The sequence below is a fragment of the Klebsiella electrica genome (assembly GCF_006711645.1).
Classification (GTDB): Bacteria; Pseudomonadota; Gammaproteobacteria; order Enterobacterales; family Enterobacteriaceae; genus Klebsiella; species Klebsiella electrica.
Genome location: NZ_CP041247.1, coordinates 3711726 through 3733208 on the forward strand (window position 1 = coordinate 3711726; position 21483 = coordinate 3733208).

Below are 21483 nucleotides of genomic sequence, written 5' to 3' on the forward strand. Positions count from 1 at the left end.
CGTCTGATGACAAAAAAGGGGAATTAGCATTTCTGGGGAGAAAACAACAGAGAGCAAAAAGGCGCCTTTAGGGCGCCTTTTTACATTGGTGGGTCGTGCAGGATGACTCGCTCTGCTCGCCCTTCGGGCCGTTGCTACGCAACGTTATCCTTCACGTTTAACATCAGCTTTAATGTTAAAGTGGTGGGTCGTGCAGGATTCGAACCTGCGACCAATTGATTAAAAGTCAACTGCTCTACCAACTGAGCTAACGACCCCTCGCGGGACTTCACTTTTACTATTCAGGTGCGCAGGATGACTCGCTTTCGCTCGCTCCAGGACCGTTGCCACGCAACGTTATCCTTCACGTTTAACATCAAGGTTCAATGCTAAAGTGGTGGGTCGTGCAGGATTCGAACCTGCGACCAATTGATTAAAAGTCAACTGCTCTACCAACTGAGCTAACGACCCGCTCGGGTACTACCTGAATTTTTTCACTCGTCACCAATGTTAAATTGGTAGGTCGTGCAGGATGACTCGCTTTCGCTTGCCCTTCGGGCCGTTGCTACGCAACGTTATCCTTCACGTTCAACATCTGAGTTCGATGTTAAATTGGTGGGTCGTGCAGGATTCGAACCTGCGACCAATTGATTAAAAGTCAACTGCTCTACCAACTGAGCTAACGACCCGAGTGGTGGGTGATGACGGGATCGAACCGCCGACCCCCTCCTTGTAAGGGAGGTGCTCTCCCAGCTGAGCTAATCACCCGATACTGCGCTGGATACAACATCTTACTAATCAAAGTAAGTGGTGGGTCGTTCAGGATGACTCGGCTTCGCCTCGCCCTGTGGGCCGTTGCTAATGCAACGTTATCCTTCACGTTTTACTACCGTTCCACCGTGGTAGTGAGTGGTGGGTCGTGCAGGATTCGAACCTGCGACCAATTGATTAAAAGTCAACTGCTCTACCAACTGAGCTAACGACCCACTTTTTTCATCGCTTCAGGCTTGTTTGATATCCCGTGGCAACGGCGGCATATATTACTGATTTAAGAATTCAGCGCAACAAGTATTTCGATAAAAAACATCTGACTGCTTAGGATTCACGCGACAAGACCAGAAATAATGCGATTTCTGGTCATGCCATAATCACCCAAGGGCATTAAGACGTTTCTGAGCCTGTTTCGCGCCATCGGTGCCAGGAAATTTACTGACGACCTGTTGGTAAACAGCCTTCGCCTTCGCGGTATCGCCTTTATCCTGCATAATCACGCCGACCTTAAACATGGCATCAGGCGCTTTCGGGGATTTAGGGTAATTCTTAACCACGGAAGCGAAATAATAAGCGGCATCATCTTTTTTCCCCTTGTTGTAATTCAACTGACCGAGCCAGTAGTTGGCATTCGGCTGATAGGTTGAATCCGGGTACTTTTTGACGAAATTCTGAAATGCTGCCTGCGCGTCATCCTGGCGGGACGGATCCTTCACCAGCGCAATAGCCGCATTGTAGTCAGTATTGGCATCCCCGCTCGAGGCGGGAGCACCAGAAGAGGCAGCTGGCGCCGCGGTAGCCGCCGCACCCTGATCGCCTGCCGAAGGCGATGGCTGTGCACCTGCCGCCGCCCCACCGCTGCTCAGACCGTCGATCTGTAACAGAATTTGCTTCTGCCGTTCGACAACCTGATTGAGCTGATACTGATTTTCCTGAATCTGGCCGCGCAGGGAATCAATATCATTCTGATTATCGGAGAGCTGTTGCTGAAGTTGGGTTAAAAGCTGGCTGTGAGCGTTAGAAATACGCTCGAGTTGAGTGACGCGGTCTTCGACCGAGCCTGAGCCGACACTACTGATTGGCGCCTGAGCAAAAGCGGCCCAGGGGGCCGCTATGCCAACCAGTAACGACAGACTCAACAGATGATGTCTGAAGTTACTGCTCATGCAATTCTCTTAGTAAACCAGTACGGCGCGACGGTTTTTAGCGTAAGCCGCTTCGTCGTGACCCAGTACTGCAGGTTTTTCTTTACCGTAAGAAACGATGGAGATCTGGTCAGCAGAAACACCTTTGCCCTGCAGATACATCTTAACGGCGTTAGCACGACGCTCACCCAGAGCGATGTTGTATTCCGGAGTACCGCGCTCATCCGCATGACCTTCTACGGTCACTTTGTAGGACGGGTTGCTACGCAGGAAGTTAGCGTGCGCATCCAGCATTGCTGCGAAGTCAGAACGGATATCGTACTTATCCAGATCGAAGTAAACGATGTTGTTCTGCTGCAGCTGCTGCATCTGCAGACGAGCCTGCTCTTCAGAAGACATATTGCCGCCGTTACCGTTAGCATCCATACCAGTGCCGGCACCCAGCATGCCTTCACCGCTCTGGTCGTTGCTGGCGTTCTTGTTAGAAGAACATGCCGCGATTGCCATAACCGGCAGAGCGATCATCAGCCCTTTCAGCACTTTGTTCAGTTGCATTTCTTTGATTCCTTTAGTAATCAATTATTTATTATCACAGATACGGAGACCAGGCAGGGAATTTTACCTGTCCGTCAGTCGCCGGAATACGCGCTTTGAAACGCCCATCTGTAGAAACCAGATTCAGCACAGATCCCATCCCCTGAGAAGAGCTGTAGATTACCATAGTGCCGTTAGGTGCCAGACTTGGCGTTTCATCCAGGAACGTTGACGACAGAACTTGTACGCCACCCGCTACCAGATCTTGTTTGGCAATGTGCTGCTGACCACCGGCCGAGCTGACCATTACCATAAATTTACCGTCGCTGCTGACATCCGCATCCTGGTTCTGCGAACCTTCCCAGGAGATACGCTGCGGAGTGCCGCCGCCGATGCTGACTTTATACACCTGCGGACGACCGGCCTGGTCAGACGTAAAGGCCAGGTTCTGACTGTCCGGGAACCAGCTTGGTTCGGTATTGTTGCTGCGACCGTTGGTCACCTGACGAATCTGACCCGAGCCCAGATCCATCACATACAGGTTCAGGCTACCGGTTTTCGACAATGCGAAGGCCAGTTTGCTGCCGTCCGGCGAGAAGGCAGGAGCGCCGTTATGCTGCGGGAACGAGGCAATCTGACGCACCGCGCCGTTAGCCAGGGTCTGCACCACCAGCGCTGAACGACCGCTTTCGAAGGTCACGTAAGCCAGTTTAGAACCATCCGGAGACCAGGCCGGAGACATCAGCGGCTGCGGTGAACGGTGGACGACAAACTGGTTATAGCCATCGTAGTCGGAGACGCGCAGCTCATACGGGAACTGACCGCCGTTAGTCTGGACAACGTAGGCGATACGGGTACGGAAAGCGCCTTTTATCCCGGTCAGTTTCTCAAACACCGCGTCGCTGGCGGTGTGAGCCGCATAGCGCAGGTACTGTTTAGTGACCTTATAAGAGTTCTGCGCCAGAATCGTCCCCGGAGCACCGCCGGTATCCACCAGCTGGTAAGCCACGTTGTACGACCCGTCCGGGTTCCCGGTCACCTGACCGACAACCACCGCATCAATACCCAGCGCAGACCATGCCGCCGGCTGAACTTCTTGCGCCGTTCCCGGTTGCTGAGGCAGACGCGAGCGATCCAGTGGGTTGAACTTACCGCTGTTACGCAAGTCAGCCGCCACGACACCGCCAATATCTTCAGGCGCGGCACCCGGCCCTGCCCACTGGAACGGCACAACGCCGATCGGGCGCGCCGAGTCCACCCCCTGGGTGATCTCGATACGTACTTCTGCGTGCAGCACCGCCGCCCACAGCATTAAAAAACCAAATGCTACTCGTAATGCCTGCTTCATCATATCTCCCTTATCCGGGCGGAAAGCCCACGATAATTTAGCAGAATGTTAACAAACTCAAATACACAAAACTACCGAAACCCAGTGACTACCATAGTTTGTTTTCCCCCGTTTGCACGGGGAAAAATATCATTGCGGTTTGAAGTCCAGTGGCGCATTTTTGAACGTCTCATACACAGCCTGAGAAGGCGGTTTCGGGAACTTGCTCATCCGGCTGGTTGCCGCCAGCATCTGCTGACAGAAAGCAGGATCGCCTCCCTCCGACTTCACGCTCAATAACGTCCCGTCCTGAGCCAGGTTCACGCGTAACGTACATGTTTTACCTTTGTACGTGTCCCAGTCATAGAGATGCCCTTTAATCGCCGCCTGAACCTGCGAAATATAACTGGCAATCTCAGCCTTAGACGCGCCTCCCTGCCCCGGTTTACTTCCTTTAGCAGGAGAAGAGCCTCCATTGCTACCGCTGGTGTTACCTTTCGGCGCATTCTTACCTGAACTCAGATCGCCGAGCAGGTCGTCTACGCCCTCAGCATCCTTCGCTGCCGCGGCTTTTTTCGCTGCAGCAGCCTTGGCTGCTGCCGCTTTAGCCGCTTTATCAGCAGCAGCTTTTTCCGCTGCTGCGGCCTTGGCTGCGGCGGCTTTTTCCGCTTTTTCCGCGGCGGCTTTCTCTGCTGCGGCGGCCTTTTCTGCTGCCGCTTTTTCAGAGGCGGCTTTTTGCGCCGCGGCTTTTTCAGCTGCTTTTTCGGCTGCTTTCTCAGCGGCTTTTTCGGCGGCGGCTTTCTCGGCCGCTGCCTGCTTAGCCGCTTCCTGCTGGGCTTTCTTCTCAGCCTGCTGCTGCGCTTTTTTCGCAGCATCGGCTTCGGCTTTCTTCTGGGCATCCGCTGCGGCTTTCGCCGCTTCAGCTTCCGCTTTCTTCTGAGCATCCGCCGCGGCTTTCGCTGCTTCGGCTTCCGCCTGTTTCTTCGCATCGGCTGCGGCTTTAGCGGCTGCGGCTTCGGCTGCTTTCGCCTGCGCATCGGCCTTCGCTTTCGCGTCAGCTGCGGCTTTTGCTGCCGCTTCCTGTGCTTCTTTCGCCTGAGCATCCGCTTTAGCTTTCGCCGCTGCCGCCGCTTTCGCTGCCGCCTCTTCAGCCTGCTTCTGCTCTTCCTTCGCTTGCTTAGCCGCTTCCTGCGCCTGCAAACGCTCCTGCTCCATCTGTTTCAGTCGTTCCTGCTCGGCGGCCTGCTTTTCACGCAATTCTTCAGCCTGCTGCTGAGCCTGCTTCTCGCGCTGCTCCGCAGCCCGACGCGCGCTGGCCTGCTGCTGCTGTTGGCGGTTGTAGTTACTCACCACCGCCCCCGGATCGACCATTACCGCATCAATGGAAGAACCTCCGCCGCCGCCGGCTGAGGCATCCAGATGCTCGTCGAACGAACTCCAGATCAGCAGCGCGATCAGAATGATGTGCAGCGCGACTGAAATTATGATCGCTCGTTTAAGCTTGTCGTTTTGTTCGGTTGCCTTTGACACTATCGGTTCCCAAAAACTGTTCGCCTGTCCCCGCTACTCTCACCGGCCGCGAGTCTGTGATTCTCGCAGCCAGCGGCCCGGCGGGCGCACATATCCGAAGCGATTAAATAGGCTTGGTCATTAAGCCAACCGATTTAACCCCTGCGCTATGCAACAGGTTAAGCGCTTTAATAATTTCATCGTAAGGTACGTCTTTCGCACCGCCGATCAGGAACACCGTCTTCTCGTTGGCGTCGAGTCGGCGCTTCGCTTCAGCAATAACCTGCTCTGGCGGTAGCTGCGACAGCGTTTCCGGACCCACTTTCACGCTGTACTGTCCGACGCCGGAAACTTCAACAATCACCGGCGGATCATCATTACTTTTGACCGCCTGTGTTTCCGTCGCATCCGGCAGGTCGACCTCTACGCTCTGCGTAATGATCGGCGCGGTCGCCATAAAGATCAGCAACAGCACCAACAAGACATCCAGCAGCGGAACGATGTTGATCTCGGACTTCAGTTCGCGACGTCCGCGTCCACGTGCTCTGGCCATGGCTTACCCCTTATTGCTTTCGCTGCTGGTAAACGCCTGACGGTGCAGAATCGCGGTGAACTCTTCCATAAAGTTGTCATAGTTCAGTTCAAGTTTGTTCACACGCTGGTTCAAACGGTTGTAGGCCATCACCGCCGGAATCGCCGCGAACAGACCGATTGCCGTGGCGATCAGCGCTTCGGCGATACCCGGAGCAACCATCTGCAGAGTAGCCTGTTTCACCGCACCGAGTGCGATAAAGGCGTGCATGATCCCCCAGACGGTACCAAACAGGCCGATATACGGACTGATGGAACCCACGGTTCCGAGGAACGGGATGTGCGTTTCCAGCGTCTCGATCTCACGGTTCATCGAGATGCGCATGGCGCGTGATGCCCCTTCAACCACCGCCTCTGGCGCATGGCTGTTGGCGCGATGCAAACGAGCAAACTCTTTGAAACCGCTGTAGAAAATTTGTTCCGAACCCACCAGGTTATCGCGACGCCCCTGGCTCTCCTGATACAGGCGAGAAAGCTCAATGCCCGACCAGAACTTGTCTTCAAAGGCTTCCGCCTCGCGGCTTGCCGTGTTGAGGATGCGCGTTCTCTGAATAATAATGGCCCAGGAAGCGATAGAAAAACCAATCAAAATCAACATGATAAGTTTAACCAGAAGGCTTGCCTTCAGGAACAAATCAAGGATATTCATGTCAGTCACTGCTTAAACTCCGCGACAATAGACTTGGGAAGCGCACGAGGCTTCATTAAGAGTGGATCAACGCACACGATGAGAACCTCAGCTTCGTTCAAAACTGCATTCTCTGCGTTGACGATTCGCTGCGTGAAAACCAACGAGGTACCTCTCATCGAGGTGATTTCCGTCTGGATTTCGAGCATGTCGTCGAGTCTGGCGGGCGCAAAATATTCCAGCGTCATTTTGCGAACCACGAAGGCAACTCGCTCAGCCAGCAAAACCTGCTGACTGAAGTGATGGTGGCGCAGCATCTCTGTGCGTGCTCTTTCATAAAAAGCAACGTAACTGGCGTGGTAAACCACACCACCGGCATCGGTATCTTCATAGTAGACACGAACCGGCCATCGAAACAGCGTTGTATTCACTTTACATCCCGGTAATGCAAAAAAAGATTAGTGCTTTCAAACTTCGCTACTATACGCGCGGGAAAGGTGGTTTGGAATGGGGGAAAGTAAACAGCGAGTAAATTTTTATGGGCTTATGCAAGCCCATGAGGTTAACAGAGTTCTCTTATTCTCTTCTCTTTCAAAAGAAGAAAAAAAACAGCCCCGTGATGAGTACAATATCAGCGATAAGTGGACAAAAAATCCCTTGCCAGTGAATGGCATGCGGGCGGAAACCCACGCCGTGGATAACGCCGGCGCACACGGCCCACATCAGCAGGAAGCCGTGCCAAATCTCCAGCTCACTGGTCTTTGCCGCAAAGCGCGACGGATCCCAGAAAATGCAGCCGGCCAGCAGCAGCGCCATCAATAAGGAAAGCGCCCTTAACGGGCGCTTATCCATTATCGCATACAGCATTGCGATAATTTTACTCATCAGTGTTCTTCTTTACCTGCTTTGGTGCTTTCCACGTGCTCAAGCGCTAACGCGGTGATAACCCCAAAAGCACAGGCAAGAAGCGTTCCCAAAATCCATGCGAAATACCACATATCTAGCTCCTTACCTTAATACAACGAGTGGGTGTTCTTTTCGATGTCTTCGCGGGTAATGCGACCGAACATCTTCCAGTAACACCAGGTGGTGTAGCCCAGAATAATCGGCACGAAGATAATCGCCACATAAGTCATTACGTTCAGCGTTCTCTGGCTGGAGGTTGAATCCCACATGGTCAGGCTCACGTTCATCATCGTGCTGGACGGCATGATGAACGGGAACATCGCAATCCCGGCGGTCAGGATGATGCAGGCCAGCGTCAGAGAAGAGAAGATAAACGCCAGAGCGCCCTTCTCCATCCGCGAGGTCAGGATAGTCAGCAGCGGCAAGACGACGCCCAGTACCGGGATAGCCCACAGAGAAGGCATATTATTGAAGTTCGCCAACCATGCTCCAGCCTGACGAGTCACCTCTTTGGTCAGCGGGTTAGACGGCGCAGTGTGGTCGATAGCCGAGGTGACCACATAACCGTCAATCCCGTATACCACCCAGACACCGGCCAGCAGGAAGCAAACCAGCGTTACCAGCGCCGCTACCTGAGAGGTAGTGCGGGCACGCAGGTGCAGCTCACCCACGGTACGCATCTGCAGGTAGGTCGCCCCCTGCGTCAGAATCATCGCCACGCTAACAATACCGGCCAGCAGACCAAACGGGTTCAGCAGCTGGAAGAAGTTACCGGTGTAGAACAGGCGCATATATTCATCCATATGGAACGGTACGCCCTGCAGCAGGTTACCGAACGCCACGCCAATCACCAGCGGAGGAACGAAGCTACCGATGAAGATGCCCCAGTCCCACATGTTGCGCCAGCGGGTGTCTTCAATCTTCGAGCGGTAGTCAAAACCCACCGGACGGAAGAACAAAGAGGCCAGCACCAGAACCATCGCCACATAGAAGCCGGAGAACGCAGCGGCATACACCGTCGGCCAGGCGGCAAACAGCGCGCCGCCGGCGGTGATCAGCCACACCTGGTTTCCGTCCCAGTGCGGAGCGATGGAGTTAATCATGATTCGACGCTCGGTGTCATTACGACCGAGGAAACGGGTGAGCATTCCCACCCCCATGTCGAAGCCATCGGTGACGGCAAAACCAATCAGCAGGACACCGATCAGCAGCCACCAGATAAAACGCAATACTTCATAATCGATCATTTGACGACTCCTGTCTTAGCGTGCCGGCTGAGTAGTCGTGGAAGACTGCTCGTAGTGGTAGCGACCGGTTTTCAGGCTGCTTGGTCCACGGCGTGCGAATTTGAACATCAGATACAGCTCCGCGACCAGGAACAGGGTGTACAGACCGCAAATCAGCAGCATCGAGAAGAGCAGATCGCCCGCAGTCAGGGACGAGTTCGCTACCGCGGTAGGCAGTACCTCACCTATCGCCCACGGCTGGCGGCCATATTCCGCCACGAACCAACCGGACTCGATAGCGATCCACGGCACAGGAATTGCGAACATCGCAATGCGCAGCAGCCATTTCTTCTCGCCAATCTGGTTACGGATAACGGTCCAGAACGACGCCGCGATGATACCGAGCATCAGGATGCCGCAGGCCACCATGATACGGAACGCGAAGTACAGCGGCGCAACGCGAGGAATAGAATCTTTCGTCGCCATCGCAATTTGTTCTTCCGTCGCTTCAGCCACATTCGTGGTATAGCGTTTCAGCAGCAGACCGTAGCCCAGATCTTTCTTCACGTGATTGAATTCATCACGAACGGCCTGGTCGGTTGAACCGGAACGCAGCTGTTCCAGCAGCGCGTAAGCTTTCATCCCGTTGCGGATGCGCGCTTCGTGCTGGCTTAACAGATCTTTCAGACCGATAACCGGCTTGTCTACGGAACGGGTCGCAATGATACCCAGCGCATAAGGGATCTGAATCGCGAAATGGTTTGTCTGTGCGTCCTGGTCCGGAATACCAAACAGGGTAAAGGCAGCCGGAGCCGGCTGGGTTTCCCATTCGGCTTCGATGGCCGCAAGTTTAGTTTTCTGCACGTCGCCCATTTCGTAACCGGATTCATCGCCGAGCACAATAACGGAGAGAATCGCCGCCATACCGAAGCTGGCAGCAATGGCAAAGGAACGTTTAGCGAAGGCGAAGTCGCGGCCGCGCAACATATAGTAGGAACTGATACCCAGAACGAACATCGCGCCGCAGACGTAGCCGGATGCGACGGTATGCACAAATTTCACCTGAGCAACCGGGTTCAGAACCAGTTCAGAGAAACTGACCATCTCCATACGCATGGTTTCAAAGTTGAAATCCGAGGCGATCGGGTTTTGCATCCAGCCGTTAGCCACGAGGATCCACAGTGCAGACAAGTTGGAACCCAGTGCCACCAGCCAGGTTACCGCCATGTGCTGAACTTTGCCCAGACGATCCCAACCGAAGAAGAACAGACCTACAAAGGTAGATTCGAGGAAGAAGGCCATCAGACCTTCAATGGCCAGAGGCGCACCGAAGATATCGCCCACGTAGTGAGAGTAATAAGACCAGTTTGTCCCGAACTGGAACTCCATGGTCAACCCGGTTGCTACACCCAGTGCAAAGTTGATACCAAACAACTTGCCCCAGAATTTGGTCATATCTTTATAAATCTGTTTGCCGGAGAGGACGTAAACCGTTTCCATGATGGCCAGCAGGAACGCCATACCGAGCGTCAGTGGCACAAAAAGGAAGTGGTACATCGCGGTCAAGGCAAACTGTAAGCGCGACAGTTCGACTATATCTAACATCATGACTCCTTGCTCATCGCATGAAGACTCCGAGAATGAACCCTGCACATCTGATTCATACGCATGCCCCAATACAAAATAACTTGCTTCCCGCTTCGTTACCGTTTCGTCACCAGATGAAACAGCTCCTCGCAAAGGTTACAAATACGTTAACGAAAAACCCAATTGATTCCCCAATATATTACGCCGCAATAACCTTACAATAAACAGGATTTTATTGAATCAGTTTTACATTTACGACGGTGATCAATATATAGCGAAAATGCCTGACTTAAGCCAATTTGATTGGCGACAATTTAACGTTTTTTTATGGTTTTTTCCAAGCTTTAAACATTGATATAAATCAATTTTTCTCACTCATGTTAATTATGTATCCCAACAAAGAATAATGGTGAAAGTAATGTTAAATATATGTTTAATGCATGCCAATAATGGTTACTAAAAAGAGAGATATGAGAAGTATAGGTAATATGATTTAACTTTAAGCCGTGTGGCGTGAAAAAAAATAGCGATCCGATTAATGTTAGACGCTTCACAGTATTTTTCCTGATAGACAGCATCAATTAAATCATCATTTTTATCTTTTCATTTTCTGGCAAGAAATAGCACTGAGTATCATTCCCTCCCCTGCCGAAAAATATCTTATTTTTATTTATAAAAAACAGGTGTTAAATCAATACAATAGAAGTGGTTTTTCTGAACGGTTCGGCCGTGGCGCAGTAAAACTGCGTCACCAGCCGCCCTGAAGCGCCAGGAAAGACAGGCATAAAAAAGGCCACCTGGACGGTGGCCAACCATGTCGAAATCGGACATTGTTCTGCTGCGCAGGAGCAGAGAGGGTTTACTTAATGATGGATTTCAGCGCTTCGCCGATATCCGCCAGGCTACGCACGGTTTTTACGCCCGCGGCTTCCAGCGCAGCAAATTTCTCATCAGCCGTGCCTTTCCCACCTGCGATAATGGCGCCCGCGTGGCCCATACGCTTGCCTTTCGGCGCGGTAACGCCCGCGATGTAACCGACAACCGGTTTGGTGACGTGATCTTTGATGTAGGCAGCCGCTTCTTCTTCTGCGCTACCGCCGATCTCACCGATCATCACGATAGCCTCGGTCTGCGGATCTTCCTGGAACAGCTTCAGGATGTCGATAAAGTTAGAGCCCGGGATCGGGTCGCCGCCGATACCCACGCAGGTAGACTGGCCAAAGCCATAGTCGGTAGTCTGCTTAACGGCTTCATAGGTCAGCGTACCGGAACGGGAAACGATGCCCACTTTGCCCGGCTGGTGAATGTGACCCGGCATAATGCCGATTTTGCAAGCGCCAGGAGTGATAACGCCTGGGCAGTTCGGGCCTATCATGCGCACACCGGCTTCATCCAGCTTCACTTTCACCGTCAGCATATCCAGCGTCGGGATACCTTCGGTGATGGTAATGATAAGCTTAATGCCTGCGTCGATAGCTTCCAGAATGGAGTCTTTACAGAACGGGGCCGGAACGTAGATAACGGTCGCGGTCGCACCGGTCGCTTCGACAGCTTCACGCACGGTGTTGAACACCGGCAGACCCAGGTGAGTGGTGCCGCCTTTGCCCGGCGTAACGCCGCCGACCATTTGGGTGCCGTAAGCAATCGCTTGTTCAGAGTGGAAAGTCCCCTGGCTACCGGTAAAGCCCTGGCAGATAACCTTGGTGTTTTTATCAATTAAAATGGACATTATTTCCCCTCCACTGCGGCAACAACCTGCTGTGCTGCGTCCGTCAGACTTTTCGGTGCAATAATATTCAGGCCGCTGTCAGCCAGTTTTTTCGCACCCAGTTCGGCGTTGTTCCCTTCCAGACGAACGACAACCGGTACGTTCACGCCCACTTCGGCTACCGCGCCGATGATGCCGTCAGCAATCAGGTCGCAACGCACGATACCGCCGAAGATGTTAACCAGTACGGCTTTAACATTGCTGTCGGAAAGAATGATTTTGAACGCTTCGGTCACGCGCTCTTTGGTTGCGCCGCCGCCAACGTCGAGGAAGTTAGCCGGTTCGCCGCCGTGCAGTTTAACGATGTCCATGGTGCCCATTGCCAGGCCCGCGCCGTTAACCATACAACCGATGTTGCCGTCCAGCGCAACGTAGTTCAGTTCCCACTGCGCAGCCTGCGCTTCACGCGGGTCTTCCTGCGACTGGTCGCGCATTTCACGCAGATCCGGCTGGCGGAACAGCGCATTTCCATCAGCGCCCAGTTTGCCGTCGAGGCAGATCAGGTCGCCCTGTTTGGTGATAACCAACGGGTTGATTTCGATCAGCGCCAGGTCGCGTTCCAGGAAAATGGTCGCCAGACCCATAAAGATTTTGGTGAACTGCTGAACCTGTTTACCTTCCAGACCCAGTTTGAACGCCAGCTCGCGTCCCTGGTAAGGCATCGGGCCTGCCAGCGGATCGATAGCAATTTTGTGGATCAGGTGCGGGGTTTCTTCCGCCACTTTTTCGATTTCCACGCCGCCTTCGGTGGAGGCCATGAACACCACGCGACGGGAGCTACGGTCAACAACCGCACCCAGATACAGCTCTTTAGCGATATCTGTCGCTGCTTCAACCAGAATCTGGTTAACCGGCTGGCCGTTGGCGTCTGTCTGGTAGGTCACAAGGCGTTTACCCAGCCAGTGCTCAGCAAAAGCGCGAATGTCTTCTTTACTGTTAACTACTTTCACACCGCCCGCTTTACCGCGGCCACCAGCGTGAACCTGACATTTCACTACCCACGGACCCGCGCCGATTTTTGATGCGGCTTCTTCTGCTTCGCGCGGAGTAGTACAGGCATAACCCACCGGCGCCGGTAAACCATAGCGGGCAAACAGTTGTTTTGCCTGATATTCATGTAAGTTCATGTGTTCAGTCCATCCTTCAGGGAATAATTATCTTTAAACCTGTAGGCCTGAAAAACGCGCTAGCGCCGCCATCAGGCATCTCATCAACGCCGGATGGCGGCGTAACGCTTTATCCGGCCTACGGTAGGTAATACTCTTGCTGACTACACGTCCAGCAGCAGACGTGTCGGGTCTTCCAGCAGCTCTTTGATAGCGACCAGGAAGCCTACCGACTCACGTCCATCGATCAGACGGTGGTCGTAAGAGAGCGCCAGGTACATCATCGGCAGAATTTCTACCTTGCCATTGACCGCCATCGGTCTGTCTTTAATGGCATGCATACCCAGAATGGCGCTCTGCGGTGGGTTGATGATTGGCGTGGACATCAGAGAACCGAATACGCCGCCGTTGGTAATGGTGAAGTTACCGCCGGTCAGGTCATCTACGGTCAGCTTGCCGTCACGGCCTTTCACTGCCAGCTCTTTAATATTCTTTTCGATATCCGCCATGCCCAGCAGGTCCACATCACGCAGAACCGGAGTCACCAGGCCGCGCGGGGTAGAGACCGCCATGCTGACATCGAAGTAGTTGTGATACACCACATCATCGCCATCGATGGAGGCATTCACTTCCGGATAGCGTTTAAGCGCTTCAACCACGGCTTTCACGTAGAAGGACATAAAGCCCAGACGGATACCGTGACGTTTTTCGAAGGCATCGCCGTACTGCTTACGCAGATCCATAATCGGCTTCATGTTGACTTCGTTAAAGGTCGTCAGCATGGCGGTGGAGTTCTTCGCTTCCAGCAGACGCTCGGCAACGCGTTTGCGCAGGCGGGTCATCGGCACGCGTTTTTCAGAACGGTGGCCCAGTTGCGCAACCGGTGCTGGCGCAGTGGCAGGCGCTTTGGCTTCGGTTTTAGCCGGAGCCGCCGCCAGATGTTTCTCAACATCTTCACGGGTCAGGCGGCCGCCGACGCCGGTGCCTTTAATGGCAGCGGCATCGAGGTTGTGTTCAGCCAGCAGACGACGAATCGCCGGGCTGAGCGCATCATTGCTCTGCTCTTCCAGAGACGCCTGCTGACGCTGAGCCGGGGTGGACTCTTTGGCGTCGGCTTTCGCCGCGGACTCTTTGCCCGCGCTGTTGCCTTCACGCAGGCGACCAAGGATCTGGCGAGAAAGTACGGTTGCACCTTCGTCTTCCAGCACTGCGTCCAGAATGCCGTCCGCTGAAGCCGGTACTTCCAGTACCACTTTGTCAGTTTCGATTTCCACCAGCACTTCATCACGCTGGACGCTATCGCCCGGTTTTTTATGCCAGGTCGCAACCGTCGCGTCAGCTACGGACTCAGGCAGATCGGGAACCAGAATATCTACGCTACTCATTATGTATCCTTTAATTAATCGACGTTCAGCGCGTCATTGACCAGATCTTGTTGCTGTTTCTGGTGAACGGACATATACCCTACCGCCGGAGAGGCGGAGGCCGGGCGGCCTGCGTAACGCAGAGAGGCCCCAAACGGAATCACTTCGCGGAAGTGATGCTGACTGCAGTACCACGCGCCCTGGTTGAGCGGCTCTTCCTGGCACCAGACAAAGTCATGCACGTGAGCGTAAGGCTTCAGCGCTTCCTGTACCGCCTGATGCGGGAACGGATAGAGCTGCTCTACGCGCACGATAGCGACATCTTTTTGGTCGTTCTTACGGCGTTGTTCCAGCAGATCGTAATAAACCTTACCAGAGCACAGGACAACACGCTTCACTGCTTTCGGGTCGAGGTCATCAATTTCACCGATAGCCGGCAGGAAAGTGCCGTTCGCCAGTTCGTCGAGGCTGGAGACCGCCAGCGGATGACGCAGCAGAGATTTCGGCGACATCACCACCAGCGGGCGACGCATACCGCGCAGCGCCTGACGACGCAGCATGTGGTACACCTGAGCCGGAGTCGATGGCACGCAAACCTGCATATTCTGTTCAGCGCACAGCTGCAGATAGCGTTCCAGACGCGCGGAGGAGTGCTCCGGACCCTGGCCTTCGTAGCCGTGCGGCAGCAGCATCACCAGGCCGCACATCCGGCCCCACTTCTGCTCGCCGGAGCTGATGAACTGGTCGATAACCACCTGAGCGCCGTTAGCAAAGTCGCCAAACTGCGCTTCCCAGATGGTCAGCGTGCGCGGTTCGGCAGTGGCGTAGCCGTATTCGAACGCCAGCACCGCTTCTTCAGAAAGCACCGAGTCCCAGACTTTGAAATGCTCCTGACCGTTATGCACATGCTGCAGCGGGGTGTAGGTTGAACCGTTCACCTGATTATGAATCACGGAGTGGCGGTGGAAGAACGTGCCGCGACCGGAGTCTTCACCGGACAGACGGATCGGAATACCTTCATCAACCAGCGTAGCGTAAGCCAGGTTTTCCGCCGCGCCCCAGTCGAACAGCTTCTCGCCGGCCGCCATCGCCTGGCGATCGCCATAAATCTTCGCCACACGGGACTGCATCTCAATGCTGTCCGGCACGGTGCTGATGCGTTTAGCCAGCTCCTGCAGACGTTTCATCTCGACTTTACTCGGGTAGCTCTCATCCCACTCGTGGTTGAGGTACGGCGACCAGGTAAAGGAGTGCAGATTCATCGGACGCCACTCCTCAACCACGCATTCGCCGGCATCCAGCGCATCACGATAGAGGTTAACCAGTTCGGTCGCATCTTCCAGGGTCGACACTTTGTCGTGCTCAAGTTTGTCGGCGTAGATTTTGCGCGGGGTCGGATGTTTTTTGATTTTCTGATACATCAGCGGCTGGGTTGCGCTCGGCTCGTCGGCTTCGTTATGGCCGTGACGGCGGTAGCACACCAGGTCGATAAAGACATCGCGTTTGAAGGTATTACGGAAATCCAGCGCCAGGCGGGTGACGAAAGCAACGGCTTCCGGATCGTCCGCATTGACGTGGAAGATAGGCGCCTGAACCATTTTACCGATATCGGTGCAGTATGGCGTAGAGCGCGCATCCAGCGGGTTCGAGGTAGTGAAGCCCACCTGGTTGTTAATAACGATACGTACGGTACCGCCCACTTCGTAGCCGCGCGCCTTGGACATGTTCAGGGTTTCCTGAACCACGCCCTGACCGGTCACTGCGGCGTCGCCGTGGATAGTAATCGGCAGCACTTTATTGCTGCTCGGCTCGTCGAGGCGATCGAGACGCGCGCGAACCGATCCGATAACCACCGGGCTGACGATTTCGAGGTGCGACGGGTTAAACGCCAGCGCCAGATGCACCAGGCCGCCTTCGGTTTCCATGTCGGAAGAGAAGCCCATATGGTACTTCACGTCGCCGGTGCCAAGGTGTTCTTTGTGCTTGCCCGCAAACTCGTCGAACAGGTCCTGCGGTTTTTTACCCAGAACGTTCACCAGCACGTTCAGACGACCGCGGTGCGCCATGCCGAGCACCACTTCACGGGTGCCGCTTTTACCTGCGTGCCGGATCATCTCTTTGAGCATCGGGATCAGCGCATCGCCGCCTTCCAGCGAGAAGCGTTTAGCGCCCGGGAATTTCGCGCCGAGGTAACGTTCCAGGCCTTCGGCTGCCGTCAGCTCGGTCAGGAAACGTTTTTTCTCGTCAGCGGTAAAGCTGGCTTTGCCTGCTACCGACTCAATACGCTGCTGAATCCAGCGTTTTTCTTCGGTAGAGGTGATGTGCATGTATTCCGCGCCGATAGCGCCGCAGTAGGTTTGTTTGAGCGCGGCAATCAGCTCGCCCAGTTTCATCGTATCTTTGCCGATGGCGAATGAACCTACGTTATAGCTTTCCTGGAAATCGGCCTCGGTCAGATCGTGGTATGCAGGATCGAGATCCGCCACTCTCTCTTGCTTCCACAGTCCCAGCGGATCGAGATTCGCATGCTGGTGACCACGGAAGCGATATGCGTTGATGAGCTGCAGGACTTTAACCTGCTTCACATTGGTATCAGGGTCGGAAATCGAAGAAGTGTAACGTGAGGCATCCTTCGCCAGTCGACGGAAATAATCACGCGTTTTCGAGTGAAATTGATCCGGTTTGACTCCGGTGCCAGGTAACTGCTGGAACATAGAACGCCAGTTGGCGTCAACAGAGTCAGGATCGGTTAAGAAGTCTTCATAGAGCTGTTCTATCCAGCTCTGGTTCGAACCAGAGAGGTAAGAAGAGTCCAGCCAGGCTTTCATTGCGCCGTTCTGCATCGTGATCCCTTAAGCATTTATATGCTTATTTCGCCGTAGAAACTACCACGCACAGCAATTGTACGTGCCGGGGTTCACTCTTTACGGACGAGTTGTGGCTTCTGCGTCCGCGAAGGAACCTTTAAAAACTGCCTAATAATCTTCTTTGTTCAGGCTGCGACTGTGTTGCGACCCTCACTCACTCCGGTCACATAGTTCACTATGCTCCCGGAGATTCGTTCTGCTCGCGCCTTGTCTCGCACTGAACATCTCGATTATTACTATTCATGTGGCAGTTTTTAGAGGTTTCCTGCTATATCCCCCGGCGGCGCGAACGCTTGCCGGGGCTACTGCTTCGGGTAGCCCGGATAAGCGATAGCGCCATCCGGGACAGACCGGGTTGCTTACGCACTGCGCTGCAGCAGCATTGACTTAATATGGCCGATGGCGCGCGTCGGGTTAAGCCCTTTCGGACAGACACTGACGCAGTTCATGATGCTGTGACAGCGGAATACGCTGAAAGCATCGCTTAGCCCTTCGAGACGGCTGTCGGTTTCGGTATCGCGACTGTCAATCAGGAAACGATACGCAGCCAGCAGACCGGCCGGGCCGATAAACTTGTCCGGGTTCCACCAGAACGACGGGCAAGAGGTTGAACAACATGCGCAAAGAATACACTCGTACAGACCATCAAGCTTCTCACGCTGCTCCGGAGACTGCAGGTGCTCACGAGCCGGAGGATTTTGCCCATTATTCAACAAGTAAGGCTTAATCTTCTCATATTGTGCATAGAATTGCCCCATGTCTACCACCAAATCACGGATAACCGGCAAACCAGGCAGCGGACGGATGACAATTTTCTTACCCGGCTGATTCAGCGCGGAGATCGGCGTGATGCACGCCAGACCGTTTTTGCCGTTCATGTTCAGACCGTCGGAGCCACACACCCCTTCACGGCAGGAACGACGAAATGAGAGTGACGGGTCTTTTTCTTTCAGCTGCATCAGGGCATCCAGCAGCATCATGTCACGACCTTCTTCCGCTTCGAGGGTGTAATCCTGCATGCGCGGAGCATCGTCAACGTCCGGGTTATAACGATAAATTGAAAACTCGAGTTTCATTTTCCTGTCTCCGCATTAATAAGTACGAATCTTCGGCGGGAATGCCGGACGCAGTTTCGGTTCCATATTGACGCTACGACGCGTCATGGATTCCGACTCTGGCAGATACAGGGAATGGCACAGCCAGTTTTCGTCATCACGATCCGGGAAGTCGAAGCGACTATGCGCGCCGCGGCTTTCGGTACGGAAGTTTGCCGACACCGCAGTGGCATAGGCCGTTTCCATCAGGTTATCCAGCTCCAGACACTCAACGCGCTGGGTGTTGAATTCACTGGAGGTGTCATCCAGGCGCGCATTTTTCAGGCGCTCGCGGATAGCTTTCAGCTGCTCAAGCCCTTTGGCCATCGCATCGCCTTCGCGGAAGACCGAGAAGTTATGCTGCATGCACTCTTGCAGCGCTTTACGGATTTCTACCGGATCTTCGCCGTTACGGTTGCCGTTCCAGCGGTTCAGACGCTCAAGGGAGGCATCGATTTCAGCTTCGGTCGCGTCAAGCAGATCGCCCTGCTCGGCAATCGACTCCTGCAGATGCAGACCGACCGCACGACCAAACACCACCAGGTCAAGCAGAGAGTTACCGCCCAGACGGTTCGCGCCGTGGACCGATACGCAGGCAATTTCGCCGACGGCAAACAGGCCAGGAATCACCACGTCTTCGCCCTGCTCGTTCACGGTCAGCGCCTGGCCGGTCACTTTGGTCGGAATACCGCCCATCATGTAGTGGCAGGTCGGGATAACCGGAATCGGCTCTTTCACCGGGTCGACGTGGGCGAAGGTACGAGAAAGCTCCAGAATGCCCGGCAGACGGGATTCCAGAACCTCTTTGCCCAGATGGTCCAGTTTCAGTTTCGCGTGCGGGCCCCACGGGCCGTCACAGCCGCGACCTTCGCGGATTTCGATCATGATGGAACGCGCCACCACATCACGACCCGCCAGGTCTTTCGCATTCGGGGCGTAACGCTCCATAAAGCGCTCGCCATGTTTGTTCAGCAGATAACCGCCTTCACCGCGGCAGCCTTCCGTCACCAGAACCCCGGCCCCGGCGATACCGGTCGGGTGGAACTGCCACATTTCCATATCCTGCACCGGCACGCCGGCGCGAATCGCCATCCCGACACCGTCACCGGTGTTGATGTGGGCGTTAGTGGTGGACTGGTAGATACGGCCCGCACCGCCGGTTGCCAGCACGGTCGCCCGCGCTTTGAAGTAAACCACTTCCCCGGTTTCAATGCACAGCGCGGTACACCCCACCACCGCGCCATCGGCGTTTTTCACCAGATCCAGCGCATACCACTCGGAGAAAATGGTGGTGTGGTTTTTCAGGTTCTGCTGATAAAGGGTATGCAGCAGCGCGTGACCGGTACGGTCAGCCGCAGCCGCGGTACGTGCCGCCTGTTCGCCGCCGAAGTTTTTCGACTGGCCACCAAACGGACGTTGATAAATGGTGCCATTCTCCAGACGGGAGAACGGCAGCCCCATATGGTCAAGCTCCAGAATCGCTTCCGGGCCGGTCTTACACATATATTCGATGGCATCCTGGTCGCCGATATAATCGGAACCTTTCACCGTGTCATACATATGCCATTCCCAGTTATCTTCATGGGTATTACCGAGCGCCACGGTGATGCCACCCTGCGCGGAAACGGTATGGGAACGGGTAGGGAACACTTTAGAGAGCAGCGCACAGGTCTGGCCGCTCTGGGAAATTTGCAGCGCCGCGCGCATACCTGCGCCACCGGCACCAATCACAACTGCATCAAATTCTCTGACAGGCAATTTCATCACACACCCCACACCACAACAAATCCATAAAGAACGTAAGCCACCAGCGCAACAACGATAACCAGTTGCAGAATTAAGCGTACAGCCAGCGGTTTAACGTAGTCCGTCAACACCTGCCACATCCCGATCCAGGCATGAATCAGAATGGAGACGAGGGCTAACAGGGTGAAGACTTTAGTGAATGCGGAGGAGAAAAAACCCGTCCAGACTTCCCAGGAAATTTCACCGGTGGTGGCGAAAAAGCCGACCATATAGATGATGTAAAGGGTCAGAACGATGGCGGTAGCACGAACCAGAATGAAGTCATGTACGCCGTTGCGTCCCAGTGCTGAGGCGTTGCTTACCATACGAGGACTCCTGCGAGAAGTGAAAGCACGACAGTAATAACAAAAGAAATCTTAGCGGAGCGTGTCCCTACTTCGAGGGTTTCTTCCAGGTAGCCAAAATCCATCAACAGGTGGCGGATACCGACAACGGCGTGGTATGCCAGCGCGGTCAGGATGCCCCACATGATAAACTTCACAAAGAAGCTATCCATGATGGAAGACGCAACGAGGAAACCTTCTGGAGAGGAAAGGCTGGTGCCCAGCAACCAAAGCAGAATCCCGACCGCCACGAAGGTGATCACACCGGAAACGCGATGGAGAATGGACGCTATCGCCGTGATTGGGAACCGGATCGTTTGCAGATCCAGATTGACAGGTCTTTGTTTTTTCACATTTCTTACCATGAATAACGCCCACATGCTGTTCTTATTGTTTCCTTCCTCCGGTCTGCTTGCGGGTCAGACAGCGTCCTTTCTATAACCAGTGGTCATGATAAAACCCCTTTTCAAGAGCTAAAACGTGACCAGACAACGCTGGGTGGCTCGGGATTGCAGGGTGTTCCGGAGACCTGGCGGCAGTATAGGCCGTTCACAAAATCATTACAATTAACCTACATATAGTTTGTCGGGTTTTGTCCCGAACAGTGATCGAGGTCACGATAACAACATTATTTTAAATTTTAATCACCTGATTTGACAAATATTAAACATTCTTGTTACAACCATTACCAGATAAATGCAATAATGCGCAAAAGTTATGGGGTCACTCTTTCACCTGAGAATAAGTTATGCAACAGTGTGATGGTATTGACCGATGTAATCAGGACAGTTATTAGTGGTATACAGATTTTTAAATTCGGACTGCTAAAACGCTGATTTGCTGCTGTTTCGTCGTAGGCTGAAGACGTACCATCAAGCGCCTTTGCTCTGTACCCTGCCATTTCCGCTGACGCAGAGCTGTGTGCAACATAACAAACTGGTAACGTAATCAG

20 protein-coding genes and 5 tRNA genes are annotated in these 21483 nt (G+C 54.0%); 1 reads left to right on the forward strand and 24 read right to left on the reverse strand.

The genetic code is table 11. The annotated features are described in order from the left end of the window. Nucleotides 1-181: 181 nt before the first annotated feature. The 24 genes from Electrica_RS17715 to sdhC form a co-directional block, all read right to left on the reverse strand. A tRNA-Lys gene (locus tag Electrica_RS17715) sits at nucleotides 182-257 on the reverse strand. Between the two features lie 117 nt (nucleotides 258-374). Beyond that, nucleotides 375-450 (reverse strand) — tRNA-Lys (locus tag Electrica_RS17720). Nucleotides 451-592: 142 nt separating this feature from the next. After that, a tRNA-Lys gene (locus tag Electrica_RS17725) sits at nucleotides 593-668 on the reverse strand. A gap of 3 nt (nucleotides 669-671) precedes the next feature. Further along, a tRNA-Val gene (locus Electrica_RS17730) sits at nucleotides 672-747 on the reverse strand. 142 nt (nucleotides 748-889) lie between these two features. Next, a tRNA-Lys gene (locus Electrica_RS17735) sits at nucleotides 890-965 on the reverse strand. Nucleotides 966-1127: 162 nt separating this feature from the next. Continuing rightward, complete coding sequence (cpoB, locus tag Electrica_RS17740) at nucleotides 1128-1916, reverse strand: cell division protein CpoB (protein WP_141965076.1); 789 nt, start codon at nucleotides 1914-1916, stop codon at nucleotides 1128-1130. Nucleotides 1917-1925: 9 nt separating this feature from the next. Next, the gene (pal, locus tag Electrica_RS17745; protein WP_002895068.1) at nucleotides 1926-2450 is read right to left on the reverse strand and encodes a peptidoglycan-associated lipoprotein Pal; all 525 of its coding nucleotides are present in this window, start codon (nucleotides 2448-2450) and stop codon (nucleotides 1926-1928) included. 34 nt (nucleotides 2451-2484) lie between these two features. After that, the gene (gene tolB, locus Electrica_RS17750; protein WP_131047677.1) at nucleotides 2485-3777 is read right to left on the reverse strand and encodes a Tol-Pal system beta propeller repeat protein TolB; all 1293 of its coding nucleotides are present in this window, start codon (nucleotides 3775-3777) and stop codon (nucleotides 2485-2487) included. Between the two features lie 129 nt (nucleotides 3778-3906). Then, nucleotides 3907-5286 (reverse strand): cell envelope integrity protein TolA, encoded by a 1380-nt coding sequence (gene tolA / locus Electrica_RS17755; protein WP_141965077.1) that lies wholly within the window; start codon nucleotides 5284-5286, stop codon nucleotides 3907-3909. A 103-nt stretch (nucleotides 5287-5389) separates the two neighbouring features. Next, complete coding sequence (gene tolR / locus Electrica_RS17760; protein ID WP_100685646.1) at nucleotides 5390-5818, reverse strand: colicin uptake protein TolR; 429 nt, start codon at nucleotides 5816-5818, stop codon at nucleotides 5390-5392. A 3-nt stretch (nucleotides 5819-5821) separates the two neighbouring features. Beyond that, the gene (gene tolQ, locus Electrica_RS17765) at nucleotides 5822-6514 is read right to left on the reverse strand and encodes a Tol-Pal system protein TolQ (RefSeq protein ID WP_004859692.1); all 693 of its coding nucleotides are present in this window, start codon (nucleotides 6512-6514) and stop codon (nucleotides 5822-5824) included. After that, entirely contained in the window at nucleotides 6511-6915 is a 405-nt protein-coding gene (gene ybgC / locus Electrica_RS17770) for a tol-pal system-associated acyl-CoA thioesterase (RefSeq protein ID WP_100685647.1), read from the reverse strand. Before ybgC ends, tolQ begins: the two co-directional genes overlap by 4 nt. A 160-nt stretch (nucleotides 6916-7075) precedes the next feature. Continuing rightward, nucleotides 7076-7369 carry a cyd operon protein YbgE gene (ybgE, locus tag Electrica_RS17775; RefSeq protein ID WP_100685648.1) on the reverse strand — a complete coding sequence of 98 codons (294 nt, stop codon included), beginning with the start codon at nucleotides 7367-7369 and terminating at the stop codon, nucleotides 7076-7078. Continuing rightward, nucleotides 7369-7482 carry a cytochrome bd-I oxidase subunit CydX gene (cydX, locus tag Electrica_RS17780; protein WP_004859685.1) on the reverse strand — a complete coding sequence of 38 codons (114 nt, stop codon included), beginning with the start codon at nucleotides 7480-7482 and terminating at the stop codon, nucleotides 7369-7371. Before cydX ends, ybgE begins: the two co-directional genes overlap by 1 nt. Before the next feature lie 15 nt (nucleotides 7483-7497). Further along, nucleotides 7498-8637 carry a cytochrome d ubiquinol oxidase subunit II gene (gene cydB / locus Electrica_RS17785; RefSeq protein ID WP_100685649.1) on the reverse strand — a complete coding sequence of 380 codons (1140 nt, stop codon included), beginning with the start codon at nucleotides 8635-8637 and terminating at the stop codon, nucleotides 7498-7500. Nucleotides 8638-8652: 15 nt separating this feature from the next. Beyond that, nucleotides 8653-10221 (reverse strand): cytochrome ubiquinol oxidase subunit I, encoded by a 1569-nt coding sequence (gene cydA / locus Electrica_RS17790; RefSeq protein ID WP_131047675.1) that lies wholly within the window; start codon nucleotides 10219-10221, stop codon nucleotides 8653-8655. Between the two features lie 841 nt (nucleotides 10222-11062). Beyond that, the gene (gene sucD / locus Electrica_RS17795; protein WP_004859678.1) at nucleotides 11063-11932 is read right to left on the reverse strand and encodes a succinate--CoA ligase subunit alpha; all 870 of its coding nucleotides are present in this window, start codon (nucleotides 11930-11932) and stop codon (nucleotides 11063-11065) included. Further along, the gene (sucC, locus tag Electrica_RS17800; protein WP_141965078.1) at nucleotides 11932-13098 is read right to left on the reverse strand and encodes an ADP-forming succinate--CoA ligase subunit beta; all 1167 of its coding nucleotides are present in this window, start codon (nucleotides 13096-13098) and stop codon (nucleotides 11932-11934) included. Before sucC ends, sucD begins: the two co-directional genes overlap by 1 nt. Before the next feature lie 143 nt (nucleotides 13099-13241). Next, a complete protein-coding gene (odhB, locus tag Electrica_RS17805) occupies nucleotides 13242-14462 on the reverse strand; it encodes a 2-oxoglutarate dehydrogenase complex dihydrolipoyllysine-residue succinyltransferase (protein WP_141965079.1) in 1221 nt (406 codons plus the stop codon). A gap of 14 nt (nucleotides 14463-14476) precedes the next feature. Then, entirely contained in the window at nucleotides 14477-17284 is a 2808-nt protein-coding gene (sucA, locus tag Electrica_RS17810; protein WP_100685652.1) for a 2-oxoglutarate dehydrogenase E1 component, read from the reverse strand. Between the two features lie 383 nt (nucleotides 17285-17667). Further along, the gene (gene sdhB, locus Electrica_RS17815) at nucleotides 17668-18384 is read right to left on the reverse strand and encodes a succinate dehydrogenase iron-sulfur subunit SdhB (RefSeq protein ID WP_141965080.1); all 717 of its coding nucleotides are present in this window, start codon (nucleotides 18382-18384) and stop codon (nucleotides 17668-17670) included. A gap of 15 nt (nucleotides 18385-18399) precedes the next feature. After that, nucleotides 18400-20166, reverse strand: a complete 1767-nt coding sequence (gene sdhA, locus Electrica_RS17820) for a succinate dehydrogenase flavoprotein subunit (protein ID WP_004859668.1) — start codon at nucleotides 20164-20166, stop codon at nucleotides 18400-18402. Next, entirely contained in the window at nucleotides 20166-20513 is a 348-nt protein-coding gene (sdhD, locus tag Electrica_RS17825; protein WP_004859665.1) for a succinate dehydrogenase membrane anchor subunit, read from the reverse strand. Before sdhD ends, sdhA begins: the two co-directional genes overlap by 1 nt. Further along, nucleotides 20507-20911 carry a succinate dehydrogenase cytochrome b556 subunit gene (gene sdhC / locus Electrica_RS17830; RefSeq protein ID WP_004859662.1) on the reverse strand — a complete coding sequence of 135 codons (405 nt, stop codon included), beginning with the start codon at nucleotides 20909-20911 and terminating at the stop codon, nucleotides 20507-20509. The genes sdhD and sdhC overlap by 7 nt, the downstream gene beginning before the upstream one ends. Before the next feature lie 324 nt (nucleotides 20912-21235). Between sdhC and Electrica_RS29465 the strand changes: the two genes are divergently transcribed. After that, on the forward strand, nucleotides 21236-21367 hold the full coding sequence (locus Electrica_RS29465; protein WP_439912280.1) for a hypothetical protein: 132 nt from the start codon (nucleotides 21236-21238) through the stop codon (nucleotides 21365-21367). Nucleotides 21368-21483 lie beyond the last annotated feature (116 nt).

What these genes read in the sequence shown, in the direction of transcription:
- cpoB (WP_141965076.1), bottom strand. Translation starts at nt 1,916, where the DNA reads ATGAGCAGTAACTTCAGACATCATCTGTTGAGTCTGTCGTTACTGGTT.
- pal (WP_002895068.1), bottom strand. Translation starts at nt 2,450, where the DNA reads ATGCAACTGAACAAAGTGCTGAAAGGGCTGATGATCGCTCTGCCGGTT.
- tolB (WP_131047677.1), bottom strand. Translation starts at nt 3,777, where the DNA reads ATGAAGCAGGCATTACGAGTAGCATTTGGTTTTTTAATGCTGTGGGCG.
- tolR (WP_100685646.1), bottom strand. Translation starts at nt 5,818, where the DNA reads ATGGCCAGAGCACGTGGACGCGGACGTCGCGAACTGAAGTCCGAGATC.
- ybgE (WP_100685648.1), bottom strand. Translation starts at nt 7,369, where the DNA reads ATGAGTAAAATTATCGCAATGCTGTATGCGATAATGGATAAGCGCCCG.
- cydX (WP_004859685.1), bottom strand. Translation starts at nt 7,482, where the DNA reads ATGTGGTATTTCGCATGGATTTTGGGAACGCTTCTTGCCTGTGCTTTT.
- cydB (WP_100685649.1), bottom strand. Translation starts at nt 8,637, where the DNA reads ATGATCGATTATGAAGTATTGCGTTTTATCTGGTGGCTGCTGATCGGT.
- cydA (WP_131047675.1), bottom strand. Translation starts at nt 10,221, where the DNA reads ATGTTAGATATAGTCGAACTGTCGCGCTTACAGTTTGCCTTGACCGCG.
- sucD (WP_004859678.1), bottom strand. Translation starts at nt 11,932, where the DNA reads ATGTCCATTTTAATTGATAAAAACACCAAGGTTATCTGCCAGGGCTTT.
- sucC (WP_141965078.1), bottom strand. Translation starts at nt 13,098, where the DNA reads ATGAACTTACATGAATATCAGGCAAAACAACTGTTTGCCCGCTATGGT.
- odhB (WP_141965079.1), bottom strand. Translation starts at nt 14,462, where the DNA reads ATGAGTAGCGTAGATATTCTGGTTCCCGATCTGCCTGAGTCCGTAGCT.
- sucA (WP_100685652.1), bottom strand. Translation starts at nt 17,284, where the DNA reads ATGCAGAACGGCGCAATGAAAGCCTGGCTGGACTCTTCTTACCTCTCT.
- sdhB (WP_141965080.1), bottom strand. Translation starts at nt 18,384, where the DNA reads ATGAAACTCGAGTTTTCAATTTATCGTTATAACCCGGACGTTGACGAT.
- sdhA (WP_004859668.1), bottom strand. Translation starts at nt 20,166, where the DNA reads ATGAAATTGCCTGTCAGAGAATTTGATGCAGTTGTGATTGGTGCCGGT.
- sdhD (WP_004859665.1), bottom strand. Translation starts at nt 20,513, where the DNA reads ATGGTAAGCAACGCCTCAGCACTGGGACGCAACGGCGTACATGACTTC.
- sdhC (WP_004859662.1), bottom strand. Translation starts at nt 20,911, where the DNA reads ATGTGGGCGTTATTCATGGTAAGAAATGTGAAAAAACAAAGACCTGTC.
- Electrica_RS29465 (WP_439912280.1), top strand. Translation starts at nt 21,236, where the DNA reads ATGCGCAAAAGTTATGGGGTCACTCTTTCACCTGAGAATAAGTTATGC.